The organism is Nostoc sp., from assembly GCF_035638895.1.
Taxonomy (GTDB): domain Bacteria; phylum Cyanobacteriota; class Cyanobacteriia; order Cyanobacteriales; family Nostocaceae; genus Nostoc.
Map to the genome: position 1 here is coordinate 1 of NZ_DASQZC010000093.1, position 19202 is coordinate 19202.

10 protein-coding genes and 1 pseudogene are annotated in these 19202 nt (G+C 41.7%); 5 read left to right on the forward strand and 6 right to left on the reverse strand.

Features of this window, described 5'->3' with window-relative positions:
* Window positions 1-210 (reverse strand): annotated as a pseudogene (locus VE944_RS04105) (tetratricopeptide repeat protein); the annotation flags it as partial.
* 490 nt (window positions 211-700) lie between these two features.
* Between VE944_RS04105 and VE944_RS04110 the strand changes: the two are divergent.
* Both VE944_RS04110 and VE944_RS04115 read left to right on the forward strand, forming a co-directional pair.
* Window positions 701-6616 (forward strand): trifunctional serine/threonine-protein kinase/ATP-binding protein/sensor histidine kinase, encoded by a 5916-nt coding sequence (locus tag VE944_RS04110; RefSeq protein ID WP_324972673.1) that lies wholly within the window; start codon window positions 701-703, stop codon window positions 6614-6616.
* A gap of 299 nt (window positions 6617-6915) precedes the next feature.
* Window positions 6916-9222: a monovalent cation:proton antiporter family protein gene (locus tag VE944_RS04115; protein ID WP_324972676.1), complete on the forward strand. Its 2307-nt coding sequence runs from the start codon at window positions 6916-6918 to the stop codon at window positions 9220-9222.
* A gap of 17 nt (window positions 9223-9239) precedes the next feature.
* Here the strand turns inward: VE944_RS04115 and VE944_RS04120 are convergent, their stop codons facing one another.
* Together VE944_RS04120 and VE944_RS04125 are read right to left on the reverse strand one after the other, a co-directional pair.
* Entirely contained in the window at window positions 9240-10187 is a 948-nt protein-coding gene (locus VE944_RS04120) for a diguanylate cyclase (RefSeq protein WP_324972679.1), read from the reverse strand.
* A 443-nt stretch (window positions 10188-10630) separates the two neighbouring features.
* The gene (locus VE944_RS04125; RefSeq protein WP_324972683.1) at window positions 10631-10843 is read right to left on the reverse strand and encodes an Hfq-related RNA-binding protein; all 213 of its coding nucleotides are present in this window, start codon (window positions 10841-10843) and stop codon (window positions 10631-10633) included.
* 69 nt (window positions 10844-10912) lie between these two features.
* On the opposite strand from VE944_RS04125, the gene dapF reads away from it, so the two are divergent.
* Window positions 10913-11752 (forward strand): diaminopimelate epimerase, encoded by an 840-nt coding sequence (gene dapF, locus VE944_RS04130; RefSeq protein WP_324972686.1) that lies wholly within the window; start codon window positions 10913-10915, stop codon window positions 11750-11752.
* Here dapF and VE944_RS04135 read toward each other — a convergent pair.
* The 3 genes from VE944_RS04135 to VE944_RS04145 all read right to left on the reverse strand — a co-directional run bounded on the left by VE944_RS04135 (window position 11736) and on the right by VE944_RS04145 (window position 14387).
* Window positions 11736-12419 carry a DNA-3-methyladenine glycosylase family protein gene (locus tag VE944_RS04135; RefSeq protein ID WP_324972689.1) on the reverse strand — a complete coding sequence of 228 codons (684 nt, stop codon included), beginning with the start codon at window positions 12417-12419 and terminating at the stop codon, window positions 11736-11738. The genes dapF and VE944_RS04135 overlap by 17 nt on opposite strands.
* Complete coding sequence (ada, locus tag VE944_RS04140) at window positions 12403-13488, reverse strand: bifunctional DNA-binding transcriptional regulator/O6-methylguanine-DNA methyltransferase Ada (RefSeq protein WP_324972692.1); 1086 nt, start codon at window positions 13486-13488, stop codon at window positions 12403-12405. The genes VE944_RS04135 and ada overlap by 17 nt, the downstream gene beginning before the upstream one ends.
* Window positions 13489-13733: 245 nt before the next feature.
* Window positions 13734-14387, reverse strand: coding sequence for a Coq4 family protein (locus tag VE944_RS04145; protein ID WP_324972695.1), 654 nt, complete (start codon window positions 14385-14387; stop codon window positions 13734-13736).
* Window positions 14388-14802: 415 nt separating this feature from the next.
* On the opposite strand from VE944_RS04145, the gene VE944_RS04150 reads away from it, so the two are divergent.
* Both VE944_RS04150 and VE944_RS04155 read left to right on the forward strand, forming a co-directional pair.
* Window positions 14803-17433, forward strand: coding sequence for a sensor histidine kinase (locus VE944_RS04150; protein ID WP_324972701.1), 2631 nt, complete (start codon window positions 14803-14805; stop codon window positions 17431-17433).
* Window positions 17434-17496: 63 nt separating this feature from the next.
* A partial coding sequence (locus VE944_RS04155; protein WP_324972698.1) for a PAS domain-containing sensor histidine kinase occupies window positions 17497-19202 on the forward strand: 1706 nt, incomplete at its 3' end.

A 19202-nucleotide genomic window follows, 5' to 3' on the forward strand; every position in this document is an offset into this window, starting at 1 on the left:
CTGCCAAGCTTTGCGGTTTTCTTGGGTGAGATAATAAGCAGCCGCATAAGCATTAGCTAATGCACAAGTGGGATCTGCTGCAATTGCTTGTAAAACTGCTGTTTCTGCATCTTTACCATAACCAAGCATCTGATCGATAAAGTGGTTAATTCCTGCGATCGCATTGGCTGAATCTGTTGTAACTACTAGTCCTTGTGCATCTTTAAGCATTATTAATTTCTTGCAGCAGATTTGTGAAGCAATTCATAAACCACGGTAAGTCTATAGGAATAATGGACTTACATGTTAGAGTATGTCATGGCTACGATAAAATTGCAAGGATTAAACTACTGTAAATCTACAAAATAACCGGATTTAATTTTTGTAAAGGTATTTCAGGGAACTCCCTTGTCTCAAGATATTAATGGCATTCTTAAAATTTCTGACTCATCCTATTGACAAAATATTTAAGAGATCGAATGAAACAGCCCTGCCTTTTTAAGGAGTTTGGCGGATCTATAGGACTAATAATTTGATTTCTAAAAAAGCTCTGTACAGATCGAAAAGCCTAATTCCTTATTCCCCACTCCCCGCCCACGTAGATAATTTCAAAAATCAAATAATACGATTCCTATCTTATGGGTAAGTGCTATGAGTTATAAACTGATTTTTGGGCAGACTACATTTAATAAATAACTGATTTGACAAGAGTTGATCAAGTATGAATACAGCAGTTGAGCCGATGGACAAGCTTTTGAACTATCGAATTAGCGAACAACTTTATGCAGGCTCTAGAACCTTAGTTTACCGTGCAATTCGAGAGGCTGATCAACTTCCGGTGGTAATCAAACTGCTCCAAGAGGACTATCCTACCTTCAACGAACTGCTGCTATTCCGTAATCAGTATACTATCACTAAAAATATTGACCTATCTGGTATTGTTCATCCCTACAGCCTAGAAGCTTACCGCAACAGCTATGCTTTGGTAATGGAGGATTTTGGCGGTATTTCCCTCAGAGATTGGATGAACACAAGAACCGAGGGCAACCAATCCACTCTTACAGAGTTTTTGGACATTGCGATCGCTCTGAGCAATATTCTTGATGGACTCTATCGCCATCGGGTTATCCACAAAGACATCAAGCCTGCCAACATCCTGATTAACCCAGAAACTAAGCAAGTCAAGTTAATTGACTTTAGCATTGCCTCTCTTTTAGCCAGAGAAAGCCAGGAAATTCACAGTCCTAATGTTTTAGAAGGTACTCTTGCCTACCTTTCCCCAGAACAAACCGGGCGGATGAATCGTGGAATTGACTATCGTAGTGATTATTACTCTCTTGGTATTACCTTCTATGAATTGCTGGCTGGACACTTACCCTTCCAGTCTAATGATCCAATGGAGTTGGTTCACTGTCATATTGCCAAGCAACCAGAACAATTAGGAGGCAGCAGGGATGAGGAGATTCCTCAAGTTCTTTGTGATATTGTGATGAAATTGATGGCGAAAAATGCTGAAGATCGCTATCAGAGCGCATTAGGGCTGAAATTTGATTTAGAAAAATGTTTGTCTCAATTTCAGGAAACTGGCAGGGTTACATCCTTTAAATTAGGTGAGCGGGATATTTGCGATCGCTTCATTATCCCAGAAAAACTTTACGGACGCCAAGCTGAAGTTCAAAGCTTACTAGATACCTTTGAGAAAGTCAGTCAGGGAAACACTGAAATTATGTTGGTTGCAGGTTTCTCTGGAATTGGCAAAACTGCTGTGGTTAATGAAGTTCACAAGCCAATTGTGCGACAACGGGGTTATTTCATTAAAGGTAAATTTGACCAATTCCAGCGCAACATCCCCTTCTCTGCCTTTGTACAAGCCTTTCGAGACTTAATCAAACAACTGCTGACTGAAACTGACGCTCAATTCGAGCAGTGGAAGTGCAAAATTCTCTCTGCTTTGGGTGAGAACGGACAAGTGATGATTGAAGTGATTCCAGAACTGGAAAGTATGATTGGTAAACAGCCTGCTGCGCCGGAACTCTGTGGAAGTGCAGCGCAAAATCGCTTCAATCTGCTGTTTTTGAAGTTCACTCAAGTCTTCACTGCACCAGAACATCCATTGGTAATCTTTATTGATGATTTGCAATGGGCAGATTCTGCTTCTTTAAAGTTAATGCATTTGTTAATGAGCGAAGCTGACATTGGCTATCTACTATTAATTGGTGCTTATCGAGATAACGAAGTCAACCCGGTACATCCGCTAATGCTGACTTTAGAAGAGATTCAAAAGTTGGGCGCTACAGTCAATACAATTACCTTAGCTCCTCTTGAGCAAATATCTCTGAATCATTTGGTTGCAGATACATTAAGTTGTTCCATAGCCTTAGCTGCGCCGTTAACAGAATTGGTATTGAACAAAACCAAAGGTAATCCTTTCTTCAGCACCCAATTTCTCAAAGCGCTGTATCAAGATAAACTAATTACATTTAACCCCCCTCAGTCCCCCCTTAGTAAGGGGGGAAGTCAAGGGGGGTGGGAATGTGATATTGCTCAGGTGCGAGCGATCGCTCTTACTGATGATGTCGTAGAATTCATGGCAATTCAACTTAAAAAATTGTCGCCAGAAACTCAAGAAGTCTTGAAATTAGCGGCTTGTATAGGAAACCAATTTGATTTAGCGACATTAGCGATCGTTCATGAAAAATCACAGGTGGAAACAGCCGCAGACTTTTGGAAAGCGTTGCAAGATGGATTGATCATCCCTACCAATGAGGTCTACAAATTCTACCAAGAAAAGTCAGAATTTATAATTCAGAGTTCAGAATTTAAGCAACATAATTTTCCTGATTCCTGTTCTTACAAATTTCTCCATGATCGGGTTCAGCAAGCTGCTTATTCCCTAATTCCTGAATCTCAAAAGAAAGCTACTCATTTAAAAATTGGGCAATTACTTTTAAATAATACATCGCATGAAGTAATTGAAGCCAGCATTTTTGATATTGTTAATCAATTAAATGAGGGGATTGATATAATTAATGAATTATCCCAAAAATCTAATCTGGCTCAACTGAATCTAATTGCTGGGAAGAAAGCCAAAGCTTCAACCGCTTATAGAGCAGCAGTTAAGTATTTCGCATTGGGCAGACAATTGCTAACAGAAGAAAGTTGGCAAGCTAACTATAAACTCACGTTTGAATTATATAAAGAGTCTGCGGAGTGTGAATATTTAACTAGCGATTTTAGTCAGGCGGAGACACTATTTAATGTAGCATTAAATCATAGCCAAGATAAATTTGAAAAAGCAGATATTTATGCTATTGAAATGTACCTGAAAATGACTCAGGGTGAAAATATCGAAGCTAGTATTAAATCTGGACTGAAAGGTTTGAGCATCATGGGGATGCATCTGCCTGTTACTTCTGAAGAACAGCAAGCTGCCATTGAAACCGAACTTCAAGAATTAACAGCTAAACTTGCAGTAATTCCCACAGCAGATTTATTCAATTTGCCTGAGATGATAGATCCAGAGAAGAAAGTTTGCATGAGTCTTTTAGCTGATCTTTGGGCAGCAGCTTACATGGGAGGAGATCAATACCTCAGTTGTTTGGCTCCTATATTAATGATCAGTTTATCATTGAGATATGGCAATGCTGAAAGCTCTGGTTTTGCTTACTGTCTATATGGGATGAATCTGGCAAATCAAGGAAGTTACCAAAGTGCATATCAGTTTGGTACGTTGGCACTAAAACTTGACCGTCACTTCAATAGCACCCAATTTATATATAAGACCAATAATATCTTTGCACACACCACTAATCCCTATAATCAGCATTTAAAAACGAATTTACCACTTTCCCAGCAATCATTCCAAATATGTCAAGAAACTGGGAATCTAGTGTTTGGCGTTTGGGCAGTTTCGTTTCTGATTTGGGCGATGTTAATTAAGGGCGATCGCTTATCAGATGTCTACGCGGAAACTGAAAAATATCTGAGCTACGTCCAACAGGTGAATGATACCAATATGCTGTATGCATTTACTTTACAGAGGCAGTTTCTACTGAACCTACAAGATATATCTAAAAGCACCGATTTATTAGATGAACACAATAACCAAGATATTCTTTATATAGAAGTTTGGAGGCAGAAGCAGAACTTTGAACATGGAATCAATTGGTATTGCTTTCTAAAAATTCAATTATCCTACCTGTATGGTCGCTACGAAGATGCCATTCAAGCAGCAGAAGAAGCTGAGAAAACCCTAGCTTGCAACTCTGGTTTCTTCCCAATTATTCAGTATCATTTCTATTACCCACTTACTTTGGTAGCCCTCTATCCCAATGCAACATTAGAAAATAAAAAGCACTATTGGGACATTATCAAAGAGCATCAACAAATCCAAAAAACTTGGGCGGATAATTGCTCAGAAAACTTTTTGCATCGATATCTATTGTTATTTGCCGAAATGGCAAGAGTTTCTGGCAAGTATATGGATGCAATCGAGTTATACGATCGCGCCATTGCTAAAGCCAAAGAAAACGAATATATTAACGAAGAAGCTCTCGCCAATGAACTTGCAGCCAAGTTTTATTTAGAATGGGGTAAAGAACGCATTGCCCAAGAGTATTTGATTAATGCTTACTATTGCTATACACGCTGGGATGCTAAAGCTAAAGTCGATGACTTAGAACAGTGTTATCCACAATTGCTAGCCCCCATTTTACAACAAACGCGTTCGCCTATCACACTTAGTCATACGATCGCTAACATTGACAGCATTGCTACCTTCCACCCAAGCATTCATAAATCAGTAACCTCTAGCAGCAATACATCAGTAATGCTAGATTTAGCAACAGTTCTCAAAGCGTCTCAGACTCTCTCCAGTGAAATCGAACTGGATAAATTACTGACGAAGTTGCTACAAGTAGTGATTGAAAATGCTGGAGCAGATAAGTGTGCGTTACTACTGCTGAAAAAAGGTAAATTGGTAGTTGAAGCGACGGCTCAAGTTGGGCAGCAATCAACCATGCTACAGTCCATTTTTCTGGAAGATAGCGCAGATGTTCCCCATAGCTTAATTTATACCGTTAAACGCAGTCGGCAAACTACCATTATCCTTGATACAACAGTGCATCCAGCGTTGATAGCTGACCCCTACATTATTCGTCAGCAACCCAAAAGCTTGCTGTGTACGCCGATTCTCTATCAAGGCAAACTATTGGGGATTTTATATTTAGAAAACAATCTTACTACTGGGGCGTTTACCAGCGATCGCGTTGAAATTCTGAATTTGTTATGTACTCAAGCTGCAATCTCCCTAGAAAACGCTCAACTTTATCAGCAATCACAAGATACTCTAAAAAACCTTGGACAGGCCGAACAATTCTTGCGGTTAATTATCGACAATATCCCGCAATCTGTTTTTTGGAAAGACCGCAATTGTGTTTATTTAGGCTGTAACCAAAACTTTGCTCAAACTTCGGGTGTGGGAGTGCCAGAAAATGTTATTGGTAAAACAGACTACGATCTATCTTGGACTCGTGAGCAGGCAGATGGATATGTAGAGTGCGATCGCCAAATTATGGAGTCTGGACACGCTGAACTAAATATTATCGAAACATTGCAGCAAGGAGACGGAAAACAAATCTGGTCGAATACAAACAAAATTCCACTACGAGATAAAGAAGGAAACGTTTTTGGCATCCTTGGCACATGCGAAGATATCACCGCACCCAAGGAAGCACAACAATTGCTGCAACAACAAAAGGAACAATTAGAACAAGCCTTGCAAGAACTCCAAACGATGCAATTGCAACTAGTCCAGGGTGAAAAAATGTCTGCCCTTGGGAATTTGGTAGCAGGTGTTGCCCATGAAATCAACAATCCTGTCGGCTTCATTGCTGGCAACATTGAACCAGCCAAAGATTATATCAAAGATTTGTTTGGATTAATTAACCTTTATCAAGAGAAGTTCCCAGATCCCGGCTCAGATATTGAAGATGAAATTGATGCCATCGATTTAGACTATATACGAAAAGATTTACCTAAGTTAGTGGACTCGATGAAACTGGGCGTTAACCGTATCCGCAGTATCAGCACTAGTCTACGAACCTTCTCCAGAGCAGATAAAGATTACAAAGTGCCCTTTGATATTCACGAAGGCATTGATAGTACTATTTTAATTCTGAGACATCGTTTAAAAGCCAACGAAAACCGTCCAGAAATTGTGGTGCTAAAAGAGTATGGCAAATTACCCTTAGTGGAATGCTTTGCTGGACAACTCAATCAGGTATTTATGAACTTGTTAGCAAATGCCATTGATGCACTCGAAGAATATAATACAGAACGAAGTTTATCAGCCATTCTAGCCAACCCGAATCGCATCACTATTCAAACCCGTGTAGCAGAATCGGGTCAGCACATTTTGATTAAGATTGCTGATAATGGAGTAGGTATGTCCCCAGAGGTCAAGCAACGAGTATTTGACCATTTATTCACCACCAAGCCTGTAGGAAAAGGCACAGGATTGGGATTAGCGATCGCTCGTCAAATTGTGGTAGAAGGACATGGCGGTTCACTCTCCTGTACTTCCGAACTTGGACAGGGGACAGAGTTTATCATTCAAATTTCTACTCAACAAGAGTGATGATCAAATTATAGAAAGTCTGATTTGACAAGAGGCAGGGGGGCAGCGAGAGTTTTTCCCTCAGCAAGAGCAGCACCCCGCCCTCTGCCTCTTTTTAATGCCCAATATGCAAATTTTGTCGCACCTTCACTAACAGCTAATTTGTAAATTTAAGTAAAGTATTTGTCTAATAAGGGTTTCAGGAATTTGAAATCAATATTTTTAAGATTTCCTTTATGAATAGACTCTAAACAAGCTGTTTGAGATCATAAAACTTTGTATGCTGAATTAATAGGTCTTAAATAGTTCTTTTAAAACTGGTGCAAGAAGATTTTAGGTTAATTGTTGATTTAGTTTTAGTTTTAGGCGTTGCCGCCTGCGGTGGACTGTTGGCGGCACTTTTGCGACAACCCGTGTTGCTAGGGTATCTCATTGGCGGGATGATCATTGGCCCAGCCGGACTGGGATTGATTAAAGAACTTATTCAAGTAGAGACTCTGGCACAGTTTGGCGTCGCCTTTTTGCTATTCGCCTTGGGTGTGGAATTTTCTTTTGCGGAACTCAAGAAGGTAAAAGCGATCGCTCTTGGCGGAGGTGGACTCCAGATTGCTCTGACAATTTTGGTCACAGTTGCGGTATGCGGGTTAACCGGAGCCTGGGGAACTTTACCTGCTAAGGGGATGTTTTTGGGGTGTATTCTATCCTTGTCTTCCACAGCAGTTGTCCTCAAATGCTTGATGGAGCGCAACGAAACAGAAACGCCTCACGGGCAAGTGATGCTAGGGATTTTGGTAGTACAAGACTTAGCACTGGGACTGATGTTAGCAGTCTTACCAGCCCTCAACCAACCCGCAGAAACCATTGGTATCGCCGTGCTAACAGCACTGCTGTGGATTGCTTTATTCGCTGCTGGGGCAATAGCTGCGGGGAATTGGCTGATACCGCCTTTGTTGCGACTGTTAGCCCGTACCGAAAGCCGAGAACTATTTTTATTGGGAGTTGTAGCCCTATGTTTGGGCATTGCTCTGTTGACAGAGTATTTAGGGCTGTCGATTGAGATGGGGGCATTTGTCGCCGGTTTGATGATTTCTGAGGTGGAGTACGCCGATCAAACCCTGACTTATGTCGAACCACTGCGAGATATCTTTGCCAGTTTATTTTTTGCTGCCATTGGCATGTTAATCGACCCAGTGTTTTTGTGGAACAACCTGGAATTGATTTTAGGGTTGGTGGCACTAGTTTTCGTAGGTAAATTTTTGATTATCACGCCTTTAGTAAAGTTGTTTGGCTACCCTTTGAAAACAGCGATAATCGCCGGTTTGGGACTGGCGCAAATTGGGGAATTTTCCTTTGTTCTCGCCAGCGAAGGGCAGTCTTTAGGGCTGGTGTCCCGACAGATATACTTATTAATTTTGGGAACCACCGCAGTCACTCTCATGCTGACTCCCTTTGTCCTGCGGTTAGTGCCATTTTTATTTAATTTTGCCGAATCAATGCCCTGGTTGAAACCGTATTTACAAGAAGATCAGGTACGGGATGTGTCGGAAGATTTGCCTTTCAAAGACCATCTGGTAGTCTGCGGTTATGGGCGAGTCGGCAAAAATTTAGTCAAGTTATTGCTGCAACACGACCTACCTGTAGTGGTAATCGACCAATCAGAGAGTAGAATTCAGCAGTTGCGTGAGGCTGGGGTATCTTATGTCTATGGCAATTGCGTGAGTTTACATGTTCTGGAAACCGCCGGGGTGAATCATGCCAAAGGAATGGCGATCGCACTTCCAGATCCCATGAGTACCCGTCTTTGCTTGAAACGCGCTCTGGAATTGCGCCCAGAATTAGATTTGGTTGTCCGTGCTACCCAGGATAAAAATATTGAAGTGCTGTATCAATTGGGAGCGAAAGAAGTTGTGCAACCAGAGTTTGAAGCCAGCTTAGAAATGGCAACTCACTTATTAACTAGCTTAGGCTTGTTGTCGCCAGATGTCGTCCAACGGGAAATGCAGCAAATCCGCAATGATCATTATTTAGATTTTCGCCCAGAGCGTTCTGCTACTGAAGTTGCTCGTGATTTGCGCCAAGCAACTCGCGATTTAAATCAACGCTGGTATCCTCTACCATCTGATTCGCCCTTAATTGGTATGAGCATAGAAGAAGCAGATATGCGCTACTTAACAGGAGCGAGTTTGATGGCAATTCGCCGCGCTAATGGCGATGAAATCGATTATCCCAATAATCAAACCAAATTGGAAGCAGGCGATCGCTTACTGATAGTGGGAGCAGATGAAGAATTGGCGGCTTTAGCAGAATTCGCTAAGGGACAAGCTGCTGTTCCTGGAGAAAATAGTGCTTGCCAGTGGGTTACAGTGGATGCAGATACACCAACGCTAGGTAAAACCCTTGCAGATTTAGACATCGGCAAGCAATATGGAGTACAAGTACAGGCGATCCGGCGAGATGGCAAGTTTATTCGCTATCCTGATGGCGGTATGGACTTGCGAGTTGGCGACCAAGTATTGTTATGCGGTAGTTTGACAGGTTTGAGTCAACTAGAAGGGTTATTTGCAGTCGGCACTAAAGTACCCCTTTCTCTTCCAGTAGTAAAAGCTTGTGAGGCAGAAACTCTATAAGAAATGAACTAATCCAATTAGCAAATATTGACATGAATAATTGTCCAAAAACTTTCTGCATAAAATGCAGAAAGTTTTTGGAATCGCATTTTATGCATAATTTCGGAGCTTTTCTGCCTAATCTGTTGGTTTTTCTCCATAGCCTCTTGGACTTGCTTCATAAGCTGTTGGTTTTTCTCCTTAATTTGCTGGGATTTCTGTATAGACAGCCATAATTGCTCTTGACCACTGCACACACGATCGCGTCCTGCTGCCTTTGCTTGATACAATGCTTTATCCGCCGCCACAATTATATTTTGAAAGTTAAAGTTAAATATAGGAATTACTGTAGCTAACCCAGCACTCACGGTTACATAAGAACTAACTTGTGAATTTTTATGGGGAATTGCCAGTTTCCGTACAGCAAAGCAAATTTTTTCTGCAATGTGAGCAGCACCAAATATGTCTGTGTTAGACAAAATTACAGCAAATTCTTCCCCACCATAGCGGGCAACTAAATTAGCAGGACGTTGAACAACATCTTTGATGGCTTTAGCAATTTTACTAAGACAGCGATCGCCCATTAGATGACCATAGGTATCGTTGTAGGATTTGAAGAAATCTACATCAACAAGGATGAGGGAGAGGGGCTGTTGTGAGCGTGTCATGCGCCGCCACTCAATATCAAGATACTCTTCAAATCGTCGGCGGTTAGCTACTTGAGTTAAAAAATCGGTAGTAGCTATAGTACTTAATCGCTGCAATTCTTCATTAGCGGCTTCTAGTTTTTGCTGAAGTTGGCGACGCTCTAGTTCTTGGCTGGCTATCAAAAACTGATAGTTCAAATTGCTTAAGCTTTTGCCCTGTGCCCAGTCTAAAGCCTCTTGCAATGCCTGCCCCCGCAGTAAACATGACTCATCTTGATAGCCGGATGCTAGCCAAGCACTAAGTGTTTGGCAATAAAAAGGTAGATTGTCTAACTGCACAATCATCTTAATTTATATAAAAGTTTAACAAGGTTTAATTATATTAGACGTTTATTTGATTGATTTCTGTTTTATTACTTTTGGAACAGAAAATCTAAAATGCAAAACAAAGCGATCGCTATTCTCTGCTAACTTCGGCTAAAAAACTTAGGAATTACGCATGAGTCACGGAATAACGAACCGCGAACGCGAGTGCGTCTTGTAGAGTAGGCACGAAGGACACGTTCGCAAAGCGTCTCCAAGAGTTGCAGAGAGTTTTTGCGTAAGTTCTGAAACTGTCACTAGTACCGCTAAAGTCATCCGCCTTGCGGTACTAGTTTGGGTTTGTAACGTTAAGGATTTTTTGTAGTGGTAAAAATCATTTTTACTACTACAAGGTTTTCCTAATCTGGTAAATTTTAGCCAGCACTGTGGGAAGGGGCGTTCCAAACGCCGACTTTTGACTAACTCTTGAGTTTAATATAAGCGATCGCTTGTTTCCAAACGGTGTGCTGACTGTTTTCATCAGCAATACAGATACACTGTGGATCTTGCCATACAACCTTTCCTGTCAGCACATCACCAGTCAGTAGCTTTAACTCTACTGGCGTTGTTTGTTTAATCAGGTTTTGGACTTGGATAATACTGGGTAAAGTAGTGTCAAATTCGGTAAGCATTTTTAGTAAAGATGAACCTACAAGGCAAAATAAAGAGTAACTAATCCTTGATAATTCATCCTTGAAGAAATGGCAATCGAATTTACTAAGTATCATGGTCTGGGCAACGACTTTATTTTGATTGACAATCGCTCGTCATCAGTGCCTGTAGTGACTCCAGAGCAAGCCATCAAGTTGTGCGATCGCCATTTTGGTATCGGTGCTGATGGTGTAATTTTTGCCCTACCTGGCGAAAACGGCACTGACTACACCATGCGGATTTTTAATTCTGATGGTTCAGAACCAGAAATGTGTGGCAATGGCATTCGCTGTTTAGCTGGCTTTTTGGCAGATTTAGAAGGGGAATCCCGAAATCAAGACTCATATCGCATTCATACTTTGGGTGGTGTAATGACTCCCCAACTGTTATCTGATGGTCAAGTTAAAGTAGATATGGGTTTACCCAGGTTACTCGCTAGCGAAATTCCTACCAGTCTTGCACCCGCCGAAGAAAAAGTCATTTCTCAGCCGTTAGAGGTGGCGGGGCAAAGTTGGGATGTCACCTGTGTAAATATGGGAAATCCCCACTGCATTACCTTTGTAGAAGATGTAGCAGCAATTGAGCTAGAAACCATCGGCCCGAAATTCGAGCATCACCCAGCTTTTCCTCAACGCATAAATACCGAATTTATTCAAGTGGTACGCCGTGACTATTTGAAAATGCGGGTATGGGAACGGGGTGCTGGGATTACATTAGCTTGCGGGACTGGTGCTTGTGCTTCCTTGGTAGCTGGAGTGTTAACCGGGAAATGCGATCGCACCGCAACTGTAGAATTACCAGGTGGACCCTTGCAAATTGAATGGTCAGAAATCGACCAACGAGTTTACATGACAGGCCCGGCTGAACGAGTATTCACTGGGAAACTGTAACCAACTTACTATTGGCATTACTTAAGTAGTAGTGCCATAGAAGTCTTGCAGCTACAGCTCGCCACGGTCGCCAGTGCTGTGTCATGGCTTCTAGTTGTGCAGGTGTTGGACGCGTCGCCAAGTTTTTGAGTTTTTGGAGAGCGATCGCGATCGCTAAATCGCCTTTAGGAAAGACATCAGGACGTTGCAGCGCCATTAACAAATAAATATCAACTGTCCAGTCTCCTATACCTTTAAGACGCTTTAACTCAGTTCTGATAATAGTTTCGTCCATTGTTTCCAGCTTGGTTAGCTCAAGCTGACCAGTTGCGTAGGCTTTGCCCGCCGTAGGCATCGCCTGAGCTAATCCACGACAGTATAAAATCTTTTGCCGACTGAATCCAATCGCTCTTAATTGAGCATCATCCAATATCAGAAAATTTTCTGGCGTTAGAGTTACAACAACCGCACATAGCCGCGTAAATACAGCCCTTGCAGCCGCTACGGAAACTTGTTGTTCCAGAATGATGCACAATAGCGTTGCAAAACCCGGTTGTCTTTGCCACATCGGTGGTGGCCCCAGTGTTTCTAAAATCCAAGCCAAATCGCTATCAAGGTTGGCAAGCACCATTAAACCACGGGTAAGACTTTCTGGAGTCAACGATTCTAGTTCAGGTGTTTGAGTCATCTTTGAGAAATTTCGATTCTTGTGTAAGCAGTTTTTGTTTGCGCTCAATTCCCCAGTGATAACCACCAAGACTGCCATCACTCCGCAGCACTCGATGACACGGTACAATCAGCGCGATCGGATTAGCGCCACAAGCATTACCTACAGCGCGGACTGTCTGGGGTTTGGCAATATCACAGGCAATATCACTGTAAGTGCGGGTTTCGCCATAAGGAATTTTTTGTAATGCTTCCCACACCTGTTTTTGAAATGCTGTCCCACGGACATCAAGTGGTAAATCCAGATGCGTTTCACCTCCTGCAATGAAGTCGAGGATTGCTTGTATCCATTTCTTGTGTGTGTGGTCATCACGCATGATGTGCGCTTGGTGAAATTCCTGGTTCAAGATATGTTCAAGCTTGTCTGCTTCATCACCTAGTTTAACGGCACAGATACCCTTCTCTGTTGTTGCCACAAGCAAATATCCTAGTGGACATGGAGCGATCGCATAGACAATGCTGATTGTCTTTCCAGCTTGTTGGTAAATCTTTGGTGTCATTCCCAATTGCTTAGGTGCTTTCTCATAGAGTTGGCTACTTGAACCATACCCCGTGTCGTAAACTGCATCAGCAATTTCCTCTCCTGACTGAAGACGCTGCTTCAATCGTTGGCTACGCAGTGCATCTGCATATTGAAAGGGAGATACGCCAATTATTTGCTTAAATATTCTTTGTAGATAACTAGAACTCATTTCCACCTGAGAGCATAATTCCGAGAGGGTTGGGACGCGATCACCTTGTGCTTCAATGTATCGACATGCTGCTAAAACTTTAGACTTAGCTGTATTTGGAACAGTTTCAAATTGTGGCTGACAGCGCTTACAAGGTCGAAAACCTGCAATTTCAGCCTCTTGTGCCGACTCAAAGAAACAAACTTGATTGCGATTTGGTCTGCGACTAGGGCAAATAGGTCGGCAATAAATGCCTGTAGAGCGAACACTATAGAAAAACTTGCCGTCAATTGTAGGATCTCGATTGAGAACTGCTTCCCAGAAGGTTTTTTCTAAAACTGATATATGTTGTAATTGCATTTATATCTCCTTGGATGTATTACAAAGTATTTCTACTTTGGAATGTCCATTATTCCTTTCTGCTTTTAGGTAAAACTAGATTAAATGTATTGATCAACTACTTTCTATCTAATTGTTGCGATCAAAGTTGATTATCCAGGGTAAGCGTAGCTCAAATCTTTAACCACTACGGGTAATACGGTTCGGTTAAGTTTTGAAACAAGTGGGAAACAATGCAACGGATTTTCTTCCCGCCGCGATCGCACTTAAATCGGTGCAATGTTTAAAGATGTCTGCACCTCTTCTAAGGGTGTTTCCCACAATCTGTTCCATTCGATGCCAAATAACGGTTTTGCCCGTTTTCCCATTATCCAGCCTTGCGTCAACCCATCCAGAATCTGCTCACAGAGTTCGACTTCGTACATTGCGGTTTTGAGCAAATTCTTAGCAAGTAAGGCTAGAAATAAACGGTCTGGAACTAGCTGTGCGGTATAAAAAGCTTCTAGTTTAACCTCGCCTGGTTTATCAGTATCACACCCTGTAACGACGTGCCAGATGTCATGAGTTTCACCAATGTGCACACCCAAAAACGTAAACGGATTGTTTGCAATTTCGTTAACAGGCGGTGGAGTTAATCCTTTTGTGATCATGTGATCGGCATAGAGATAGCCCAGTGTATGGTTAGGTAATTGATGCAGTTGCTGTAAATCGATTTTTCCCAGCAAGGGGCGGTCTACAAAAGCTTGTTTGCCTTGGGGGGTCAGTGTGAGAAATGCCACAATTTTTTGGAGTGTAGCTGGCTCGTTTAGAACATGGGAAAGCTTACCAATGGTAACGAAATCTCCATAAGGAGATTTCACCAATTCTACAAAACTCTCCAGAATTGCCGTTTCTTGAGACTGATTGATGGTTTCTATCATGGGTTATTAATTAATTATTGAAAAATTGATGATAGCTAAATTTTGGTTACTTCCGCAGCGAGTAAAGCAGTTTTTGGAACTACTTGTCTGGGCTATTCGTGAAATTAAATTATCATAATCTTGTAACATAATTATTCTACTCAAAATACGTAATTATTTCAATCGCCCCATTCCGCTCTCTTGGTAACTCAGCACTGGCTCAACCATAGCTATCGGCTAGCAATCCTGAAATGATTTGACCCCTGACAAATGGTTCACCCGATTGGGTGAATGCGATCGCCTCACCAGGAACTACTCTGAAAGAAGGCGCAGTTTTGATTCTGTTAGCAATTATGCCTACAGAATGAAAACTGTTAAATTAGTTATTCTGGCTTTTAATTGTACATCAATAGCTTGTGTATCAAAGGGTCAAAGAGTGGATGAAACCGTTGTAAAATCGCTGTATACACCAAATTGCCCGCAAGACGCTATTAATTTGCTCTCAAAACTTGCTGTCAATTTACCAGGAATGATTTTCCAAGTTCTGCAACAGCAGGATGGTTCTGTGTTAGTCCTTTATGTTAGTTCTGGTTGTGAATATTTGTATGAATTAGAACCAGAAGCTATACAGAAAGACTTTCGGGTGCTATATAAACTCATTCATCCACAGGATATAAAAGCTTTTACAGAATCTATAACTTATTGTACTACAAATATTACATCTTGGGATTGGGAAGGTCGCATCATTACGCCTAGTGGGATTAAATGGATTCAAGCTACTTCGCAAGCGGAACGACAAGAATCAGGTGATTTGCTTTGGAATGGCTTGGTCATGGATATTACAGACCGAAAACAAGCCCAAGAAAAATTGCTTGAGAGTGAGGCGCGGTATAAAGCAGTTTTAGATGCTATCCCCGATTTAATGTTTCGCATTAGCCGTGATAGCGAGTATCTAGATTTGAAAAGTGAGGGAGCAAATGTCACTCTTTCGAGAGAAAAAATAGTTGGGAAACATGTGGATGAGTTATTGCCTAGTGATGTTGCCGCAATTAGCCTAGAAGCGATCGCTAAAACTTTAGATTCTGGAACTTTGCAAACTTGCGAATATCAACTACCAACGCCTTTGGGACTCAAAGATTATGAGGCGCGGTTGGTAGTGAGCGGTCAAAATGAGGTAGTAGCAATTGTCCGAGATATCACAGAACGCAAACAAGCAGAAGTAGCCTTACAAAATCTTGCCCAAAAATTTGCTAAAGCTTTTAGTTGCAGCCCCGATTCAATTACCATCAGCACACTCCAAGAAGGACGCTTCATCGAAGTTAACGACAGCTTTGTGAAACTTTCAGGTTATGAGCGAGATGAGGCGATTGCTAAAACTTCTTTTGAGTTAAATCTTTGGGTACACGATCGCGATCGCCAGAATTTGTTACAGGAGTTGCAAGCCACAGGAGTTGTTCGCAACTTGGAATTTGAATTTCGGCAAAAATCTGGCAAGATAATTACAACGCTGCTTTCAGCCGAAATCATTGATTTAAATGGTCTGCCTTCGATCTTAGCAGTCCATCACGACATTACAGAACGCAAGCAGGTGGAAGCACAATTACGTCTATCAGCAGAACGTGATCGCTTGTTGGCAGAAACCTTAGTCAGAATTCGGTCTTCGCTTAAGTTAGAAGAAATTCTTCAAACCACCGTGACGGAAGTCAGGCAATTTCTGCAAGCAGATCGGGTTTTTATTGGTTTAAATAATACCAAATTAGGAGTCAAAACTCTTGCAGAATCAGTAGCTCCCAAGTATCCATCAGTCACAGGATGGTCTACTAATGATGAAGCTTATCTACAAGAATTAAGAAACTTAATCAAAGATAATGTTGTGGGTGTCATTGAAGATATAACACAAGTAGCATTATCTCCCAAAGTCAAAGCGCACTTTCAAAAATTCCAAACCAAGGCGACTTTGAGTGTACCAATTATGCTAGGTAATGAATTATTTGGGGCGTTAATTGCCAATCAATGTTCAGGCCCGCGTCATTGGCAACCAATAGAAATTGATTTGTTACAGCAGATGTCAGAACAGGTAGCGATCGCCATTCAGCAAAGCCAGATTTACCAAAAACTTGCAGAACTTAACACTAATTTAGAACACCAGGTACAAGAACGAACAGCACAATTGCAGCAGAAAATGCAAGAAGTTGAAGAATTGCATCGGGTAAAAGATGTTGTTTTGCACACAGTTGCCCATGATTTACGAACTTCGGTGATGGGTAACTTGATGGTGTTAAAGAATTTGTTAAATCAAAAAGTGGGGAGTCAGACAAGGGGACAAGGGGACAAGGGGACAAGGGGACAAGGGGGACAAGGAAGAACTATTGAAGAAGTCTCTGCTTTGTCTCCTCTCAATGCCCAATCCCCAATGCCCCATGCCCAATCTCTAATACCCAATGCCCCATGCCCCATGCCCAATGCCCAATCACAAATTCCAGTATCTCGCAGGGTAATTGAGCGGATGATTCAAGGCAACGATCGCCAACTGACGATGATTAACTCATTGCTAGAAATTAATTCTTGTGAAAAACAAGGTATTGATATCAAACCCGAACCTGTGGATTTTAACACTCTACTGGGAGCAACATTCACCCAGTTGGAACCCATACTGAGACAAAATCAAGCAACTCTGAAGAACTTGGTTCCCGCCGATTTACCATTAGTGATGGCAGATGCGACTCGGTTAGAGAAAGTTTTAGCACATTTAATAACACATAGCTTGCAAAATAATCCACCAGGCTTAAATTTTATTCTGAGTGCCAGCGTTGAGGGCAAAATGATTCGCACTCAGATTCAAGATGACGGTGTGGTAATGAGTAAACTAGAGTGCGATCGCCTTTTCGATCTACATGTCCGCGATCCCCAAGACTGTTGTTCCACAAGCATTGGCTTAAAAACGTATCTTTGTCGGAAAGTTATTAAAGCACATGGCGGCGAAATCGGTGTTATTAGTAACCGTAAGCGCGGATTAACTTTCTGGTTTACACTACCTTTAGCAACATCTGCAACAAATCGCCCATAAATCACCAAAAAATGAGAGGGTGTTATTTATGGCAATGTTGAGTTAGGGAAACACCCTCAAGGTATGGGCAAAGTTGCTCGGATGTTAATGGCTACTCTGTTTACAACAGTGCATAGGTGGTGCAGACAAACCTTTTCTGCACCAACAAGAGATGAAACGACTACTCTTTACAGAGATTGGCGTAACCGTTTTTTGTGGCAGAGATTGCGTTTATGGTTATTGCTGGCGCTGATGTGTCTGTTGTCTTTTACTTTGCGAGACATTTACGGCTTGTTTTTTCCTTTTGCAGAGTTGCAGCATTTGCCAGAAGTAGTTAGAACTCAGCGCCTTGTAATTAATATTGCACTGTTGCTGAATATACTAATCTGTCTTGCTTTACATAAAACTAAGTTAGGTCGCGATCGTCCAGATTTATTGTTTTTGGGGTCTTCTTGGTCAATTAGTTTAGCATCGCAGCTGTTTGCAACCATCCGAGGTTTCGCGCTACCTGATACCATTGGTTGGTCGCTGCTATTCTTGAGCCAAGCTGTGTTGATGCCCGTCAGCTGGATTCTTCACCTGTTGACTCAAGTGAGTGTGCTAACTTACTATTTTGGTGTTAATACGGCACTTGGGCTAAAAACACCAATCCCCGACCATCCAGAAATATATAATGTAACATTCATTTTATACATTTTTTGGTTTTGTGCTATATGCGACATCGGTGTTTATTTGTACGATCGCCTGCAACGTTCTGAGTTTTACGCCCATAAAGAACTGGAATCTGCCTACCAAAAACTCAAGGTTGCAGAAGCTAAATATCGCAGCATTTTTGAAAACGCCGTTGAAGGGATTTTTCAAAGCAGTCCTGATGGACGTTACATTACAGCAAATCCGGCTTTAGCACGCATTTATGGCTACTCTTTAGCGGAGGAAGTGACAGCAAATTCTACTATTATTGAACAATTGTACGTTGATCCGAACCGTCGCGCAGAATTTGTCCGCTTGATGGAAAAGTATGGCAGCGTTTCCGAGTTTGAATCCCAAATTTACCGCCGAGACGGAAGTATTGTCTGGATTTCGGAAAAAGCCTATGCAGTGCGTGACGAAAAAGGAAAGCTACTTTACTACGAAGGTTTGATTGAAGATATTACCCAACGCAAACAAACTGAAGAAGAACTACGAGTATTTTTCCATGCAGTTTCTCATGACTTACGCAATCCAGTGCTGGGTAGTTTAATGGTGCTGAAAAATTTGCTTGCACGTCCAGAAGACAATATTTCGATTTCACGCTCAATTTTAGAGCGGATGATTCAAAGTAGCGATCGCCAACTTAATTTAATTAATTCGTTGATGGAAGCTCATATTAGCGAGGTGCAAGGTGTTGTTTTGCAGCGCCAAGCCGTACAATTACTGACAGTTGTCGAAGCTGCGATCGCAGATTTAGAGCCATTGCTAGAGCAAAATCAAGCCAAGCTGACAAATCTAGTATCCGCAGACTTGCCATTAGTTAATGCAGATCCCACGCAACTATGGCGAGTTTTTTCTAACTTAATTGTGAATGCTCTGAAACATAATTCCCCAGGTTTGCTCTTGACAATTAGCGCTACCCATGAAGGTAAAATGGTTTATTGTACTGTTAGTGATAACGGCGTAGGAATTAGTCAACAACAAAGCGATCGGCTTTTTGACCTTTATTTTCGGGGTGCGAGTATCCGCAATTCTGTAAGTTTGGGATTGGGCTTGTATTTATGTAAGCAAATTATCAATGCTCACGGCGGCGAAATTGG